The following is a 16,577-nucleotide window of genomic DNA, read 5'->3' on the forward strand; positions in this document are numbered from 1 at the left end:
GGCTGTTTTTAATAGTTATTAGTCTTTTTATTGTGCTTCCTTTCATATCCCTGGTTATTTGGAGCATGACAAAGTTGTGGCCATGGCCCGAATTGTTCCCGGAATCGTTTCATTTCTCTGCCTGGGCTTATATCTTTTCTCAGTCAGGAAAGGCTCTTGAAGGTTTATTGAATAGTCTTTTAGTTGCAGGGATCACTGTAGTTGGTTGTGTCCTGCTTGGCCTACCTGCTGCTAGGATTCTTAGCCAAAGACAATTTTTTGGTAAGGGCTTAGTATTCGTGACTCTATTAATGCCGCTTTTCATTCCGCTAACGGTGGCGGTGATGGGTTTGCATGATTTTGCCATTCAAATCGAGTTTTTAAATGAATATTTTTGTGTCTCTATTGCTCACATTTTAGTTACCCTACCATACTTTATTGCAATGGTCAGCTATCAATATAAGTTACTCGGTATAAAACAGCAGGAGGCTGCTCAAAGTTTAGGGGCAAGCTACATGCAGATAATTTTATGGATTGAGCTGCCACAGCTTTTGCCTGCGCTATTGCTTGCCTGCCTTTTCGTCATGATTATTTCAATTAGCCAATATTTACCTACATGGATTATGAGTGGGGGTACGTTGTTAACTTTACCGCTCATCGTTTTCCCATTTGCGAGTAGTGGTAATGCCACGATGGTAGCGGCTTATAGTATCTGGATATTCATCCCGATTATGGTTTTCGTGTTAGGATATTTTCTCATTTTAGCAAAAATAAATAAAGGTTCTCGGGGGGTGGAGTCATGAAATTGGATGGAATTCGGATTAGCTATGGAAATCTAACGATCATCGATAATTGTCATTTACATATCCCAGAGGGTGAAATCTTTGTGTTAATGGGGCCATCTGGCAGCGGAAAATCAACCTTGTTAAAGGGGATTGCTGGGTTAATTCCTCTAGAGGCTGGAACCATTTCTTGGGAACTTGCTAGAGGAAAGACTGGTCTTGTGTTTCAAGAGCCACGCCTGTTTCCGCATATGACAGTGTTGGAGAATTTAGCCTTTGGTTTAAGAGCGCAGGGAACACCTGCAAAAGAACGCAACAGCAGAGCGCGAGAGTATTTGTCTATTTTACAATTGGAGGAGCATGGAAATCGTTATCCACATCAACTTTCAGGTGGGCAGCAGCAACGAGTGTCCTTAGGGAGAGTGCTCGTCATGAAACCCGATTTGCTGCTGTTGGACGAGCCGTTTTCATCCTTGGATACTCCACTTCGAAAACAATTAACAGAATGGCTGTATCAGCTGCAAAGGAAGCAGGGTTTTTCAATTTTATGGGTTACACATTATATGGATGAAGCTTATTCCGTCGCTGATAAGGTCGGTGTCATTATGGATGGAAACATTCTTCAAGTTGGTAAGCCATTGGATTTTTACCAAACTCCTATGTCTGAGCGAGTTGCAGCTTTTTTTTCTTTGCCTAATCGCTTCAACTTACAGCGATGGCAAGAGTGGATTGGAAAGTCGCTTCGTAATATTGATGTAAATATGTTAGGGTGGATTCCGGCGAATGCGCTAATTTTGCAGAAACTAGGGGAGATAACGGCTCAAGATGAAAACTGTAAAATTGTGTGGCGTGAAGGCATCGTTTCAAGGATTAAGCATGAACCAAAGGGCTATCTCGTAATGGTTGAGGTGGCAGGGCTCAGCTTTGAGGTGGAGCTTAGTGTGTTGGATAAGATTCCAAACCAAATGGAACAAGTGAGAATCGGTGTTCCATTTGAAAAAATTATTTGGTATCCTGAAAACTGATTTGTGAAATCATGTAAATAAATAAAGTAGATTCAGCAAGTTTAGTGAGGTGTAAATAACATGCTCGATACACATGGACGTGCACTTGTTCAACCATCGATTCAAGCCACTGCCCAATTTTTTATTAATAAAGGGCTGTCAGCAAATCAGGTGACAGTAATCGCCTTCCTCGTTGGAATTTCCGCGAGTGTACTAATCTATTTTAATCAAGCGATTATTGGAGTATTGGTGCTGTGGCTTTCTGGTTTTCTTGATGCTGTAGATGGCAGTATGGCCCGGCAAAGCAAGACGACGTCTGGTTGGGGGACGGTACTAGATGTGACCTTTGACCGCGTGGTGGAAGCGGGAATTTTAATTGCTTTAGCGCTTAAGCATCCGGATGTGCAAATCCTGTTTTTATTTTTAGTATTAGCTATTTCGATCATTTTTACGATGACGATTTTTTTAACAGTCGGTGCGGTTTCAGATAAACAAAGTGCAAAATCGTTTTATTATCAACCTGGCTTGGCAGAGCGTACCGAAGGGTTTATATTATTCTCATTATTAGCCTTATTTCAAAGCCAGCTCATACTATGGACTATTGTATTTATCATTGTTGAAATTCTTACAGGGCTGCAAAGATTGCTCGAGGCGTACAGAATATTAAAATAGCTAATATTAGTTGAGGTAAAATACCTAGCTGGTTAATTAAATGTTAAGTATAAAAGGGATCCATACTCAATAGTATGGGTCCCTTTCATGCTAATCCAACCACTGTGGTGCTTGTTCAATAAAGGTTTTCGAAATTAATGGCAAGGTTTTTTGCTTATTGTAGATGAGATAGAAATACCGTTCGTCATTAAACTCAGGAATTTCATACATGTTAAGCAACTGATTGTCAGCATATCCTTTTGCGGCTATTTCAGAAATAATGGATATTCCGATATTCTGAATAACATATTGAATCAGGCTTTGGCTGTCATCAGTATAGGCAATAATGTTAAGTTTGTCCTTGGCAATTTGTTGCTTCTTCAAAAATCGTTCTAGCATCGCATTTGTCCCTGAACCAGCATTACGCATAATAATTGGATAGTGAATAATATCCTGCAGTTGGATTGGGGAGTTGAAATTAGCTTGGGCAGACGTAATCAGAACGAGCTTTTCTTTTAATAAAGGAATATAGTGAAGTCTGTCATTCTCATATCTTTCACCAAGGATTCCAAAATCGACAAAACCGTTGATAACCTTCTCGGCAACTAACTTTGAAGAATATTGTTTGATATGGAAGGTTACTTGTGAATATTCCTCTCTGAATTTCTTTACCAATTTTGGTAAAATAAATTGTCCGGGAACTGAGCTTACCGCAACTCTTATTTTGCCACGGAATGCGGTCATTTCTTGGTTAAGGTCAAGCATCGCTTGATCCTTTAATAATAAAATTTGTTGGGCCCAATAATAAAGCCGCTCTCCTTGTGGGGTCAGAATGATTTCTCTGCCAACGCGATCGAATAGATGAATGTTTAACATCTTTTCCAGTGAACTGATATGGGAGCTAACGGTGGATTGGCTTAAAAAGATATCGTCGGCTGCTCTTGAGAAGCTGCGATGCTCGACGACTTTTGTAAAGACATAGAGTTGGTGAAAATCCAAAAGATCACCTCGATATCGGAATATTCGATTCGTTCATATAGAAACTTACGATAGATATAGTGTATTACAAAAACAAATAAATTGAAAAAAAATCATTCGAAAAAAAAGAACATTTTATGACACTAAAGCGGTGGGGGACTGTCCCCCACCGCTTTAGTGTGTTGAAGGATAAATTGTGCTTTTATCGCATAGCGAGTCTACATGGTTTTTCATAGCTTATTAAGAGACAGTATGCCGAAAAGTAAGGAGGTGGAGAAAGTGGCAGATAAGAAATCTCTTTCAGGTTTTAAGAAAGATGATAAGGGTGTGTTATGGATTTCTAATTATGTTAGTAACGCTAAAATAAAAATCAACTATAAGCTTACGGCATTATTACATTATGAGCAATCTGACTATCAGCAAATTAGTATTGTCGACAGCGTGGCATTTGGCAAAATGCTCGTATTAGATGGCACTCCCCAAATCTCAACAGGCGAGGGGTTTATTTACAATGAGATGATTAGTCATATTCCAATTGTAACCCATCCAAATCCAAAGAAAGTGGCGATGATTGGTGGAGGCGATTGTGGTAATGCACGAGAAACTATGAAATATAAGGAAATAGAGCAGATTCATGTAATTGAAATTGACGAAAAGGTTACTGAGATATGTCGAAAATGGTTAACACCGGCCGACGTTTTTGAGAAAGACGGCAGATTTCAAATATTTCATCGAGATGGCTTCGATTGGATTCAGGAGCAAGCAGGGAATTATGATGTATTAATGATAGACAGACCAGATCCAATTGGTCCTGGGAAAAGACTGTTCAATTCAGAGTTTTACCAGTACGTATATGATGCATTATCCGATGAAGGCGTGGTTGTTTTTCAATCTGGTTCTCCATTTTATAATCAAAACACATTAAAAAAAACGGTGAAAAACCTACGTAGTCTTTTTCCTGTCGTAAGAACATACTTAATGTCCATTCCGCTATATCCCTGTGGTTTATGGAGTTTTACACTTGCTTCTAAAAAGCATGATCCTCTCAATGCTGATCTAACAAAGCTTAAACACAGTGATACAAAATATATTAGCCCAGAAATGTTTTTAGCTTCATTTAACCTTCCGAAATATGTTCATGATTTAATAGATGAATAGTACAAGCTTCACATACTGGCACTGACAAACCTAGCTTGAAAGTCTGATATAAGCTCTGAGAAAATCGCAACAAGCTTAGCTAAATGTTTTTTGCGAATTGTCCGTGAAAGCTCAATTTGAAAGCTGTGAAAATGTAAACCATAACCATGATATCCATCTTTATCTCCGTAACGATGAGCAGTGATTGACTCATTCCCCTTAAATTTCCTGTCGAAAATGATGGTTATTTCTGGGGAAATAATGCGAACAGCTTTCGTCAGTTTTTGTTCAAACCATTCTAGAACCTCAGGTGAACATGAATTCCCCTGTTTTGTACCAATTTCGATGGCGTAAGGACCATAGTTGGTATCCTTCATGCCATGAAAAGAAAGATGTAAATAGGGTGTAAGTAACTGCTGATTTTCCGCGTCCAAGATATGCAAAAATGTTAATATTTCCTTGATAGCCTGTCTGTATTCTGTAATTCCAGGATAGTTTTCCGGGTTTGGCGGACGGTTTAAGTCACAACTCAACCTTGAAACAGTGCTGATAATTCCTGCACAGCCAAGTTCAGTTATTAAACATTCGACAATTTTATCGGTAAATTTATCTGCTGCTGGCGGAGTTGCATGTAAGGCATCAACGTGTCCACAAATATACCCATTACCTTTATGAAATTTAATATAGCTTTGTTTTATATAGGGGATAACCATATAAACAGCCTCCTGTTTTCGTTAGGAGCGAGAAGTTTCAATCAAAAAAAGACTCATCAAAAAAGTGATTCATGAAAAATGAACACTTTTTTATTTTTTAACAAAAAACTGCCTAGAAACATCCTAGCTTTTAATTAATATATTGTTAATTAACCGGCTAAATGTAAAAAGCTAGAAACCTAAGCTTGTGATTTATTAAAAATTGGAGGTTTTACATATGGAATTGATGGGAAAGCGATTCTGTATGGTGACAGACAAAGAACAATTGCTTCAGATACTTCATATGAATAATGTACCTTGCTTTGAACTAGTTGATCCAAAGACATGTAAGTATCCTATTGTCGGCAGAAGGTATGGTCATCATAATGGAAAAGACCTAGCTATTATCAATACAAAAGAGCAGATATTAAGTGCAGAATACGATTTTTTTACAAAAATGTATGCAATTTCAGCTGAATACATGTTAGAAATAGAAGGTTTAGAAGTGAAAAGTGTTCAAATTGCAACAGGAAAAGAAGTAGTATTTAATGAAGTGGCGATTCGTACTACAGCCTATGGCTGGGAATGGGTGACTCAGGATAAAGACAGTATACCTAACGATTGGCAGTCAGTTGCGATTCGTGCCCTTTATGTCACGGGTTTAAGTAATGGATTTGTAAAACTTGGTGTTTTAGAAAATGAAACCATCATAATTACTGATATAAATGAATCAAAAACAACGTATATAGAAACGGTCGGTAAACCTAATCCAAGCTTCACTATGGGTGCAGATATAGAATTCATGCTGAGCTGTGAAGAGGAGTTACTGCCTGCTTCAACGTTTTTTTCGCTAGGTGGTGAAGTAGGCTGCGATGAACGGCAAATCGAACAAGATAGTGGTGATTACGCACTTGTTGAAATTCGGCCAGAGAAGGCAGATACGCCACATGAGCTATTTAATCACATCAAAACCATTATTCATAAGGCATCGGAAATGGTTCCTTATGAAAATGTTGAATTTAGGGCAGGAAGCATGCCGTTTTTAGGCTATCAATGTGGTGGGCACATTCATTTTGGCATGCCGATATCCCTTTCATTACTCAAAGCCCTTGATCAATTCGTTGCCATTCCATTCGCGCTGATTGAAAAGCCACAAACAGCTAAACAAAGAAGGCGTACAAATCATGGTGGGTTAGGTCGCTACAGATTAAAGCCATATGGTTTCGAATACATCAGCCTAAGTTCATGGATTCTTGACCCGCAGTTGGCATTGGGAGTACTGTGCCTTGCCAGGGTTGTAGCGCTTCATCATCATGAATTATCTGGAGGATTTTTGGAAAATCCGTTTATTCAGCGAGCATATTACCATGGTAATCAATTTATTCTGAAACAAATATGGCCTGAAATTAAAGATAAATTGCAAAAGACAGCAAGCTTCTCTGCTTATAAAAATGAGCTTTCCTTCTTGTTTGAAGTGATTGAAAAGGGCTATCCATTCACCGAAGCAAATGATATTCGAGTTAATTGGGGAGAAACGCTATCAACACAAAGCTTTGACCGGGGGAAGGTAATCCTTATTCCCAAAAAAGCAAGACTAAAATACGATTTAACCGAAGGAGATTTGACATATGTTTGCGCTGGAAACAAGATCACCGAAGCAACGATTCGGCCCTATCCTTTTACTTTTCGGAACCCAAACATAATCCAGCTTTCTAAAGCACTTCGGGAAAGTTTATTACTACCAGATGATTGGAATCCTAAGCTATCGTCAACAAATGGTGTTATCACACTCGGTCCGATTATTGGGATTCTTGCGCAAAAGCCGTTTGATCGGCAAACAACCTATTTTCAGCACATTGAAAGACTTGCTCATGAAAAACAAATGCTTGTATATGTATTTGAACCGAAGGATATCGATTGGGAACAGCAGATCATTAAAGGTGAAAATAGTAAAGGGAGTGCGTATTTCCCATTTCCTGCAGTGATTTATGATCGGCTTGTTGTTGGGAAAAAAGACCCAATCATTGATCAAGTACGTGCAAAGCTTCAGCATGTGTACCATATTCCATTTATTAATTCGACAAGGCTCTCTCTGCTCACCAGAAATAAGTGGGAAACCCATTGTCTCTTAAGTGAAAATCACGAAAAAATATTACCGGATGCCTGTTTACTTCAGGATATTGATAATTTGATCGTCATGCTTAATAAATATGGTGAAATATATCTGAAGCCTGTTGGGGGTTCGCTAGGAAGAGGAATTCTTCGAGTAAACAGGCGTCCTACAGGAATTCATGTATTAAGTATAAAAGAAAAAAGGACTTACCAAATGCATTCAAATGATCAATTACGGTCATTCATTACACCCTTAATGAATGAAAATACTTATTTAATTCAAGAAGGGATAAGACGAAAACAATATAAAGGAAAAAATCTAGAAATCAGAGTGTATATGCAAAAAAACGGGCAGCACAAATGGTTTAGAACTGGGATGGTGACCCGTTTAACAGCCGAGGATGTAATGACAGAGGATACTGAAATCAATTTGCGATTAAGCAAAGTATTAAAAACCTTATATGAGAATCCATCAGAACGACGCAGTGTTTCCCACCAACTAGGTAAATTTGCCAGGGGGGTAGTCGAAACGATTGAGAACAAAGTCGGAACGTTTGGGGAAATGGCTGTTGATTTATGTATCGATCAATATAATTCTATTAAGCTCCTGGAGGTTAACTCAAAGCCGGATAATCTTTTCTCACAAATAGGGGCTTATCAATTAAGAAACATAGCTGGAATTCGCTTGCTAAATTATGCTGCATCACTAGCTGGATATGATGGCGAAGATTTTAAAGTATAAACCTGTTGAGGTGAAATTACTTGAAAAGCTTAACTCTAAACGAAATATTAACCCAAATTGGCCCCCATTTAGTTCATAGTCCTGCTGCAGCACTTAATCCGATTATCAAACGGGCGATGGATTGGACAGCAAAGGAAATTGATGACCATACATTGGTATTTCATATGGACCATGAACGAATTAGGGGTAAGTACTGGAAGGATAATCAAGCAGTTGTGATAATCACTGATAAGCCGGAGCTTTGTTCTGACCTCAGTGAGGGGATCATACTGATTGAAACCGAGGATTTGGATGCAGCTTATTGGAATTTTATTGAGTATTACCGGGGGTTATTTGATATTCCAGTTATCGGAGTGACAGGTACCTGTGGGAAAACGACGACAAAAGAAATGATGAAGAAAATTCTCCGTGAGGATTTTAAGGTAAAAGCAACCTGGAAGAGCATGAACTCAATGTCAGTTAATCTTCGGTATGTAACGGGAATCGAAGAGGAGACTGAAGTTGCTGTATTTGAAATGCCAGTTGCTTATCCGGGCTATTTAAGTACCGCCTGTCGCGCCTTTAAGCCGCAAATTCGAATTCTACTAAATATTGGTGTCCACCATTTGGCTGACTGCGAAACACCGGAGGTCTATATGAAAGCCAAGGGTGAAATCGTGGATGGGTTGAATCCTGAAACTGGAGTATTAATATTAAATGCTGATGATGAAAATATTAAAAGGATTGTTGATCCCAGTCCTTATAAGCAAGTTATCTACTTTGGCAAAGCTCAAGGGGCCCAGTTTCGGATTGAAAAGACTCAGTTTGGCAATGGAGGCATGAATTTTACATTTTCACATAATAGCCATCGGTATGAAGCATTTGTCCCAGGTTATGGAGAACACAATGTTTATAATGCCTTAGCCGCAATTGCCGCCGTTTCTTATGTGGGCATCCCGATTAATACAGCGATTATTAGACTAGCTGCTTTTAAGCAAGTTAAGTCTCATCTTGAATTTTATCAAGGTGCGGGTGGTGCGACTGTCATTGATGATACATGGAACTCTGCACCGTTATCAATGAAGTCTGCTCTTGAAGTGTTGAAAAATGTGTCTGTCGGGAAAAAATCGATTGCATTACTAGGCTATATGCCGCAGCTTGGAAAAGGAAACCATGCCTTTCTTCAATACAGTGAAATGGGAAAAACGGCTGTTGAAGCAGATGTCGATATTTTAGTTATCGTTGGCGAAAGGGCTAAGGTGATTGGCGAGGCGGCATTAAGTCATGGCTTTGCAGCTGAGAAGCTATATTTTTGTGAAACTGGAGAGGAAATTTATGAGGTGATTCAAGCTCATCTAACACTGAATACTAATATTCTATTAAAGATTACCCATCGAGTAATGAAAAAACCAAGCTTTGCAGAGCTTCGAAAAAAGCTCATCCCAAACGAGGGTCAGTGAATAAAGGCAAGGAGCGTAACCATGAAGAAAACGACACAACTTAGAGGCTTAATTACAAGTAAACCACTTGAGTTCATTATGGAAGCACATAATGCTTTATCGGCAAAAATCGTCGAGGAAGCAGGCTTCAAGGGAATTTGGGGGAGTGGCTTATCGATATCGGCCAGCTTAGGAGTCCGTGATAATAACGAAGCTTCTTGGACTCAAGTATTGGATGTTTTAGAGTTTATGAGCGATGCGACTTCAATCCCTATTTTACTAGATGGGGACACAGGCTATGGTAATTTTAATAACGCTAGGAGATTGGTAAAAAAGTTAGAACAGCGTAATATTGGTGGGGTATGTATCGAAGATAAAATTTTCCCCAAAACTAATTCGTTTATTAAGGGTGAGGCCCAGCCACTCGCGGACATTGATGAATTTTCCGGGAAAATCAAAGCGATGAAAGATAGCCAATCCGATGATGATTTTGTCGTCGTTTCTAGGGTTGAGGCTTTTATTGCTGGCTGGGGTTTAAGTGAGGCGTTAAAACGGGCCGAAGCATACCGCAAGGCGGGTACAGATGCGATTTTGATGCATAGTAAACGGGCTGATTTTAACGAAATTGAAGCGTTTATGAAGGAATGGGCTGGGAGATTGCCGGTCGTGATTGTACCAACGAAATATTATTCGGTACCAACCGACCGCTTCAGGGAAATCGGTGTAGATTTGTGCATCTGGGCTAATCACAATCTCAGGGCTTCCATTAAGGCAATCAAACAAACTGCAAGCCAGATTTATCGCGAAGAAAGCTTAATAAATGTCGAAAAAAACGTTACTCCACTTGAGGAGGTCTTTCGTCTCCAAGGTGCTGAGGAACTTTCGCATGCTGAGAAGATTTATTTAAATAATGCTTCGAAAAATCGTGCTGCGATCATTATTAATAATGAACAAAGTGATCATCCGCTACTAGCTCAACAAGTCAATAGCTTCAAAGACTTGGGTATTGGTGAAATTATCACTTTGCAAAGTCCGAACCATACAGATAGCAACAGTAAAAGCGGAGCTGCAGAAGGTGAACTAGCTGCACTTTATTCCGCTCGAGAAAGATTGGCTCAAACAACAATTATTTCATCTGCTGATATCGTTTATAAACCCTATGTAATTAATGAACTGCTGTCTGACCCGAGCGATATTACGATCGTCGTTGATCCTGAATTTGATGTAAATACGTCGAGAAAATGCTTTGTTACAGCAAAGCAACCATACTCAAAAATGCTGTACTCAAAAAGTGCAGAGTATGCTAAAATGACCGCCAAAGCAACAGCTGGTGAGGTTCATGGTGAATTTATCGGGGTATGGAAGGTGTCTGGGAACGGTTCAGCCTTGTTAAAGCAAAGCTTGGAAACATTGGCGTTACGTGATGATTTTCATGAGCTAACATGGCTTGAGTTGTTTAACTATCTCCAAACGCTTGAACAAATTTCTGTTAAATATTTAAAGGGTGCATGGCTTGATTTTAATACGTATATGAAAATTCAAAGTGCTGGTGAATCGGGATGATTAATACTGAAGCCTTCGGGTATGAATTAAAACAATTAGGCTTTGAGTTTTTCAGCGGTGTGCCGTGCTCGTACTTGAAAAACTTAATTAATTTTGCGATTAACGATTGTGAGTATGTTATGGCTACTAACGAAGGTGATTGCGTTGCGATTGCAGCGGGCGCCTGCCTCGGCGGCAAAAAATCGGTTGTATTAATGCAAAATTCAGGCTTAACAAATGCTACCTCACCACTCATCTCACTCTTACATCCATTTCAAATTCCAATCTTAGGCTTTGTCAGTCTGCGCGGGGAACCCGGACAAAAGGATGAACCACAACATGAATTAATGGGGCAAATCACAGCAGAAATGTTGACAGTTATGAATATCAGTTGGGAATACCTATCTTCTGACTTCGCTGAGGCTAAACGCCAATTAGAGCGAGCTAACCACTGCATCGAAAATAATCAATCATTTTTTTTTATTGTAAAAAAATCAACCTTTGGGCCAGTAAAACTGGAAGAGCAGTCAGCTAATAAAAAGCAAAATTTGTTCCACCACCGCAAAAATGGTAGTGACTCTTTTCCAACGCGCTATGAGGCACTGTCCGTAATTAATGCTTGTAAAGCAGCCGATACGATACAATTGGCAACAACGGGAAAAACGGGACGGGAGCTTTATGACCTCGAAGATTCGAACCACAATTTATATATGGTTGGATCCATGGGATGTGTGAGCGCGTTAGGTCTTGGTTTGGCACTTGTTAGACGAGAAAAAGCCGTGCTCGCAATTGATGGAGACGGAGCTCTATTGATGAGAATGGGCAATTTGGCCACCAATGGTACTTATTCACCAGATAATTTACTTCATATTTTGTTGGATAACGGATGCCATGATTCAACTGGAGGGCAACAGACAGTTTCGGCAAATGTTCAGTTTACGGAGTTAGCTGCCTCTTGTGGTTATCCATGCTCCATCTATGCCCATAATCTTGATGAACTAAAGGCTGCAATTGAATACTGGTACCGTAATCAGCAATTAACATTTATTTATTTAAAAATTGCGAAGGGCTCAAAAAAAGACTTGGGGAGACCGAAAATGAAACCTTATCAGGTTAAAGAAAGATTGCAGGTGTTTCTAAGTGATTAAGACGGCAGTCATTTTAGCAGCCGGGTTAGGAAGTCGGATCCGAAAGACAACTGGGGAGCATCCAAAAGGGTTTCTATTGCTTGATCAATTGCCAATCATCGAGCATTCGATTCAAAAACTACTTGAGGTGGGAATCGAAAAAATTTACGTGGGCACAGGCTTTAAACAGGAAGATTACCATGTTCTCTTTGCGAAATACCCACAGCTTCAATTTGTCCACAATCCAAGCTTTGATGCATCAGGAAGTATGTACACACTTTATTTGTTAAAGGATGTTGTGAAGGACGATTTTTTATTGCTTGAGTCCGATGTGATTTACGAAAAAAGGGCACTAACTGTTCTGCTTGAGCATGAAAAAGACAATGTCATTTTAGCTAGTCGGTTCACGCAATCAGGTGATGAGGTATTCATTGAAACGGATGAATCTCATCATCTGCTTTCTATGTCTAAAAATAAAACACAACTAAAGAATATCCTTGGTGAATTAGTTGGGATTTCGAAGCTATCGCAACAAGGATTTCAAGAGCTAACACAAGTGGTAGAACCGATTATTTCGGAGAATTTACACATCGATTATGAACAGGGTTTAATAGAGTTGGCTAAAAACCAAGAAGTAATTGTGACTTTACACGACGATTTAGTCTGGTGTGAGGTGGATGATGCTCATCATTGGCAACGGGCGAAAACAGTCATTTTTCCATTGATTAAAGCTCGAGAAAAGCTTAGTGAAAATCAGACTGTACAGCGTAATGTATTACTTAATCCTGGCCCGGCAACAACAACTGATACAGTGAAATATGCTCAAATCGTACCTGATATTTGTCCGCGCGAACAGGATTTTGGTTCCGTAATGGAGTTTGTTTCCACTGAACTGACGAAGCTAGCCGGAAATCCCACTGACTTTACAACCGTATTATTTGCCGGTTCAGGAACAGCGGCAGTTGAAGCGATGTTAAGCTCGGTTATTGAAGAAAATGCCACACTTTTAATTATCAATAATGGTGCCTATGGGAAAAGAATGTGTCAAATCGCAAAAATATATCGCTTGAGATTCTTGGAATACAGAAGTCCTCCTGATCAACCGTTAGATCTTAACCAACTTGAAAATTTTATTGCATTACAAGCGGAGAAAATTTCCTATCTTGCATTCATTCACTGTGAAACAACAACTGGATTATTAAATCCTTTATCCGAATTGGGGAAGATCTGTCAGCGGTATGACATCACGATGATGGTTGACGCTATGAGCTCCTTTGCTGCGATCCCAATTGATATGAAAGAAATGAACATCAGTTATTTGGCGGCAAGTTCTAACAAAAATCTCCAAGGTATGGCTGGTGTCTCATTTATTATCGCCAATAAAGCAGCATTAGAAAAATCTAAGGATATTCCTGCGCGCAATCTGTATTTGAATTTGTATCAACAACACCGTTCCTTTCAGCAGACGAAGCAGATGCAGTTTACGCCACCAGTGCAAACTTTATATTCTCTCAAGCAGGCCATTATTGAAACCATTTGGGAGGGAATTGAAAACCGATATGCACGATATACAAAATCATGGGAAACATTAATAACCGGGATATCTAGGCTTAATATGACCCACTTAGTACCAAAAAATAGCCATTCGAAAATCATTACCTCCATCATTGAACCAGAACATCCGCAATATAATTTTAATGAAATGCATAATCATTTTTACGAAAATGGATTTACGATTTATCCTGGAAAGCTCGATGTGCAAAATACCTTTCGAGTTGCTAACATTGGCAATATTGATGATAAGGATATGAAACGTTTCATCGACCTACTAGAAATTTATTTAATTGGGCTAAAAGGTGGTGATTCAAATTCCTAGTCATTCTTTAGCTGTTGCTGTTTATGTGTTGGATGATCAAAACAATATTTTGTTGGTGAAAGGTTACAGACGAGGATGGGAGTTTCCGGGTGGCTATGTAAATCGAGGTGAATCGATTAAAGCCGCTGCAATCAGAGAGGTGAAGGAAGAATCCGGGATTGATATTGTCATAAAAAAAACTTTAGGTGTTGAGCATGATATGTATCGGTCTGTCTCCGTATTTGTGTTCGAAGGGAAAAAGGTCAGTGGCGATTTAGCTACTTCGAGCGAAAATGAGGCGGTAGGTTTCTTTAGCTACGATGAGGCAATGCAGATGATTAAATTAAAAAATTTTAAGGATCGCCTTTTTAAATGCGCTAATGAAAAAAATACTCCATATATAATTGAAATGTAATTCGTTAAACTTATCCATAACTTTATCCACAATATTAACAGGTTTATGAAGTTTTCCACAACCATTTATCCAGAGGCTGATGGGATGCATACATCTTATTTCATCGTTTTTCATAAAAACTATCCACATTATCCACATATCTGTGGATAAAACTGTGCACAATTTGTTATATTGTGAATAATCAAAATGGAAAAACCGGGCAAAATTACCCGGTTTTTTCAACATCTAATCCATCGGATTTTAGATTTTTCGGTACTTGAGGAAGCGAACCTTTATTACTATCACGTGTGTGGTGACGTCCGTGCATTCTACCCATTCGTCATACCCCTTTCACAAATGCAAAATGTGAAAACATGTTTGTTTCCCTTTTATAGCTTTTGCTGGTGTGGGGGCTGATATGAATGGAAAATTATGAACGTGGTCGCCTGTCTGTAAAGCCAGCAGCGCGGTCAGCCATTCTGAATTCGCGTTGGTAATTCACCTCTTGAGCACTTGTAAGTGTATTTCTCATTTTTTCACGCTTTTTCTTTTCCATTCAATATCATCCTTTCATAACGGTTAATTGAACACAGTTTCCATTTTTCCCTAATTGAAAAGAACCATACCTGTTTCGAAATTATTCATGGTACATTTATAGTTGAGGTGAATGAATATGCCAGTGATTACAAAAATTACCGTCCAGCAAAAGCTGAAGGATCGATATAACATTTTTATTGATGATGGAAATGGTGAAAAATATGGCTTTAGTGTTGATGAGGATGTTTTAATAAAATATCAGCTAAAAAAAGGGATGGAGCTTGATGATTTTACGGTAACAGAGATATTTTATCAAGATGATATCCGTAAAGCCTATTCCCAGGCGGTACAATATTTAGCATCGAGAATGCGCTCTGAAGCAGAAGTAAGACAATATTTATATAAAAAGGAAGTCGCAGAACCAGTAATTAATGAGGTTGTCCATAAGCTGTACCAATACAAATTTTTAGACGATCAGGAATTTGCTATCGCTTTTGTAAGAACGCAAATGAACACCACTGACAAAGGGGTGGTTGTAATTCAGCAGGAATTAAAGGAAAAGGGAATTGCCGCACCAACGATTGAGACAGCGATTTTGGAATATTCATATGAGCAGCAGTTTGATAAAGCATGTGAATTAGTTAGGAAATATATCCAAAAATATAAACATGAATCATTAAGGGCCAGTAAGCAAAAAATGGAGCAATTATTAATTCGGAAGGGGTATCCGTTTGAGATTATCCATGAAGCGATTGATTCGGTCGAAATAGAGGAAGATATCGATCAGGAGATGGATACGTTAAAAAATCAGGCAGAGAAGCTACAAAGCAAATATCGAAAATATGAGGGCTTTGAATTTCGGCAAAAAATGAAACAAGCGTTATACAGAAAAGGATTTCCACTCGAGTTAATTGATCAGTACTTAACCAAATTAGCTGATGAAATGGCGGAAAAATAGATAGGTTTCATAAGCTAACTTTCTTTATTAATCGACAATAAATGACTATACTGAATGTATAGAAGAAATTTCGTGGGGTGGGGGACATGCAACAGGAAAAGCGATATAGTGAAATGAGCGCATATGAATTACAGCAGGAGATTGCTTTATTAAATGACAAAGCGAGAAAGGCAGAGCAATTGGGAATTGTTAATGAATATGCTGTGTTGGAACGTAAAGCGTTTATGGCTAAGGCATATTTATTAAATCCAGAGGATTTCGAAGCTGGCAAGCTTTACGAAATTGTTGGTGCACCTGGTTCATATTTTAAAGTAGATTATTTAAATGGTGTTTTTGCTTGGGGCTACCGATTAGATGGAGATGGAAAAGAAGAGGGCTTACCAATTTCTATGCTAATGAATGAAGTGAAGTAAAGGAAAAGCCGGAACTTCGTAAAAGTTCCGACTTAAACTTGGTACGGGTTTTATTTATTTTTAAAATCAATCGTACCGTTTTCGCGATGACTGGAATTATACATCCGCTCTTGTGGATGCGTGTTTATGGTTCCGTCGGCTCTTACAGAGGCAAATTCAGCTTTTGCTCGAGGTTCACCTTCGAGCTTTTGGTTATTTTGATTAGGAAATCCATGTTTTTTATTTCGCATAGTGATTACCCCCGCCTTTTGGTATT

Annotated in this window: 16 protein-coding genes and 1 pseudogene; 12 read left to right on the forward strand and 5 right to left on the reverse strand. The window is 38.9% G+C overall.

Features of this window, described 5'->3' with window-relative positions; genetic code table 11:
• Window positions 1-65: 65 nt before the first annotated feature.
• From HHO41_RS13770 to HHO41_RS13780, 3 genes are read left to right on the forward strand one after another with little or no spacing between them, the layout of a single operon-like run.
• On the forward strand, window positions 66-782 hold the full coding sequence (locus HHO41_RS13770) for an ABC transporter permease (RefSeq protein WP_248278466.1): 717 nt from the start codon (window positions 66-68) through the stop codon (window positions 780-782).
• On the forward strand, window positions 779-1,786 hold the full coding sequence (locus tag HHO41_RS13775) for an ABC transporter ATP-binding protein (RefSeq protein ID WP_169099577.1): 1,008 nt from the start codon (window positions 779-781) through the stop codon (window positions 1,784-1,786). Before HHO41_RS13770 ends, HHO41_RS13775 begins: the two co-directional genes overlap by 4 nt.
• Before the next feature lie 60 nt (window positions 1,787-1,846).
• Window positions 1,847-2,437 (forward strand): CDP-alcohol phosphatidyltransferase family protein, encoded by a 591-nt coding sequence (locus HHO41_RS13780; protein ID WP_169099579.1) that lies wholly within the window; start codon window positions 1,847-1,849, stop codon window positions 2,435-2,437.
• Between the two features lie 90 nt (window positions 2,438-2,527).
• On the opposite strand, the gene HHO41_RS13785 is transcribed toward HHO41_RS13780, so the two are convergent.
• Window positions 2,528-3,415: a selenium metabolism-associated LysR family transcriptional regulator gene (locus tag HHO41_RS13785; RefSeq protein WP_169099581.1), complete on the reverse strand. Its 888-nt coding sequence runs from the start codon at window positions 3,413-3,415 to the stop codon at window positions 2,528-2,530.
• A 258-nt stretch (window positions 3,416-3,673) separates the two neighbouring features.
• On the opposite strand from HHO41_RS13785, the gene speE reads away from it, so the two are divergent.
• A complete protein-coding gene (gene speE / locus HHO41_RS13790; RefSeq protein WP_169099583.1) occupies window positions 3,674-4,552 on the forward strand; it encodes a polyamine aminopropyltransferase in 879 nt (292 codons plus the stop codon).
• An 8-nt stretch (window positions 4,553-4,560) separates the two neighbouring features.
• Here the strand turns inward: speE and HHO41_RS13795 are convergent, their stop codons facing one another.
• Window positions 4,561-5,244 (reverse strand): N-formylglutamate amidohydrolase, encoded by a 684-nt coding sequence (locus tag HHO41_RS13795; protein ID WP_169099585.1) that lies wholly within the window; start codon window positions 5,242-5,244, stop codon window positions 4,561-4,563.
• Window positions 5,245-5,461: 217 nt separating this feature from the next.
• Here HHO41_RS13795 and HHO41_RS13800 point away from each other — a divergent pair, with 217 nt between their 5' ends.
• From HHO41_RS13800 to HHO41_RS13825, 6 genes are read left to right on the forward strand one after another with little or no spacing between them, the layout of a single operon-like run.
• A complete protein-coding gene (locus HHO41_RS13800) occupies window positions 5,462-8,077 on the forward strand; it encodes a putative amidoligase domain-containing protein (protein WP_169099587.1) in 2,616 nt (871 codons plus the stop codon).
• A 20-nt stretch (window positions 8,078-8,097) separates the two neighbouring features.
• Window positions 8,098-9,516 carry a Mur ligase family protein gene (locus HHO41_RS13805; RefSeq protein WP_169099589.1) on the forward strand — a complete coding sequence of 473 codons (1,419 nt, stop codon included), beginning with the start codon at window positions 8,098-8,100 and terminating at the stop codon, window positions 9,514-9,516.
• Between the two features lie 21 nt (window positions 9,517-9,537).
• On the forward strand, window positions 9,538-11,058 hold the full coding sequence (gene aepX / locus HHO41_RS13810; protein ID WP_169099592.1) for a phosphoenolpyruvate mutase: 1,521 nt from the start codon (window positions 9,538-9,540) through the stop codon (window positions 11,056-11,058).
• A complete protein-coding gene (gene aepY, locus HHO41_RS13815) occupies window positions 11,055-12,185 on the forward strand; it encodes a phosphonopyruvate decarboxylase (RefSeq protein ID WP_169099594.1) in 1,131 nt (376 codons plus the stop codon). Before aepX ends, aepY begins: the two co-directional genes overlap by 4 nt.
• Window positions 12,178-14,040 carry a 2-aminoethylphosphonate aminotransferase gene (locus HHO41_RS13820; protein ID WP_169099596.1) on the forward strand — a complete coding sequence of 621 codons (1,863 nt, stop codon included), beginning with the start codon at window positions 12,178-12,180 and terminating at the stop codon, window positions 14,038-14,040. Before aepY ends, HHO41_RS13820 begins: the two co-directional genes overlap by 8 nt.
• Window positions 14,024-14,434 (forward strand): NUDIX hydrolase, encoded by a 411-nt coding sequence (locus tag HHO41_RS13825; RefSeq protein WP_348981281.1) that lies wholly within the window; start codon window positions 14,024-14,026, stop codon window positions 14,432-14,434. The genes HHO41_RS13820 and HHO41_RS13825 overlap by 17 nt, the downstream gene beginning before the upstream one ends.
• Window positions 14,435-14,651: 217 nt before the next feature.
• On the opposite strand, the pseudogene HHO41_RS13830 reads toward HHO41_RS13825, so the two are convergent.
• Window positions 14,652-14,750 (reverse strand): annotated as a pseudogene (locus HHO41_RS13830) (YfhD family protein); the annotation flags it as partial.
• 93 nt (window positions 14,751-14,843) lie between these two features.
• Window positions 14,844-14,969, reverse strand: coding sequence for a YfhE family protein (locus tag HHO41_RS13835; protein WP_169099600.1), 126 nt, complete (start codon window positions 14,967-14,969; stop codon window positions 14,844-14,846).
• Window positions 14,970-15,086: 117 nt separating this feature from the next.
• Between HHO41_RS13835 and recX the strand changes: the two genes are divergently transcribed.
• Complete coding sequence (recX, locus tag HHO41_RS13840; protein ID WP_169099602.1) at window positions 15,087-15,908, forward strand: recombination regulator RecX; 822 nt, start codon at window positions 15,087-15,089, stop codon at window positions 15,906-15,908.
• An 86-nt stretch (window positions 15,909-15,994) separates the two neighbouring features.
• Window positions 15,995-16,321, forward strand: a complete 327-nt coding sequence (locus HHO41_RS13845) for a YfhH family protein (RefSeq protein ID WP_169099604.1) — start codon at window positions 15,995-15,997, stop codon at window positions 16,319-16,321.
• A gap of 50 nt (window positions 16,322-16,371) precedes the next feature.
• Here the strand turns inward: HHO41_RS13845 and HHO41_RS13850 are convergent, their stop codons facing one another.
• A complete protein-coding gene (locus HHO41_RS13850; protein ID WP_169099606.1) occupies window positions 16,372-16,551 on the reverse strand; it encodes a small, acid-soluble spore protein K in 180 nt (59 codons plus the stop codon).
• Window positions 16,552-16,577: the final 26 nt, after the last annotated feature.

The organism is Bacillus sp. DNRA2, assembly GCF_012843265.1.
In the GTDB taxonomy this organism is placed as follows: Bacteria; Bacillota; Bacilli; order Bacillales; family Cytobacillaceae; genus Bacillus_BU.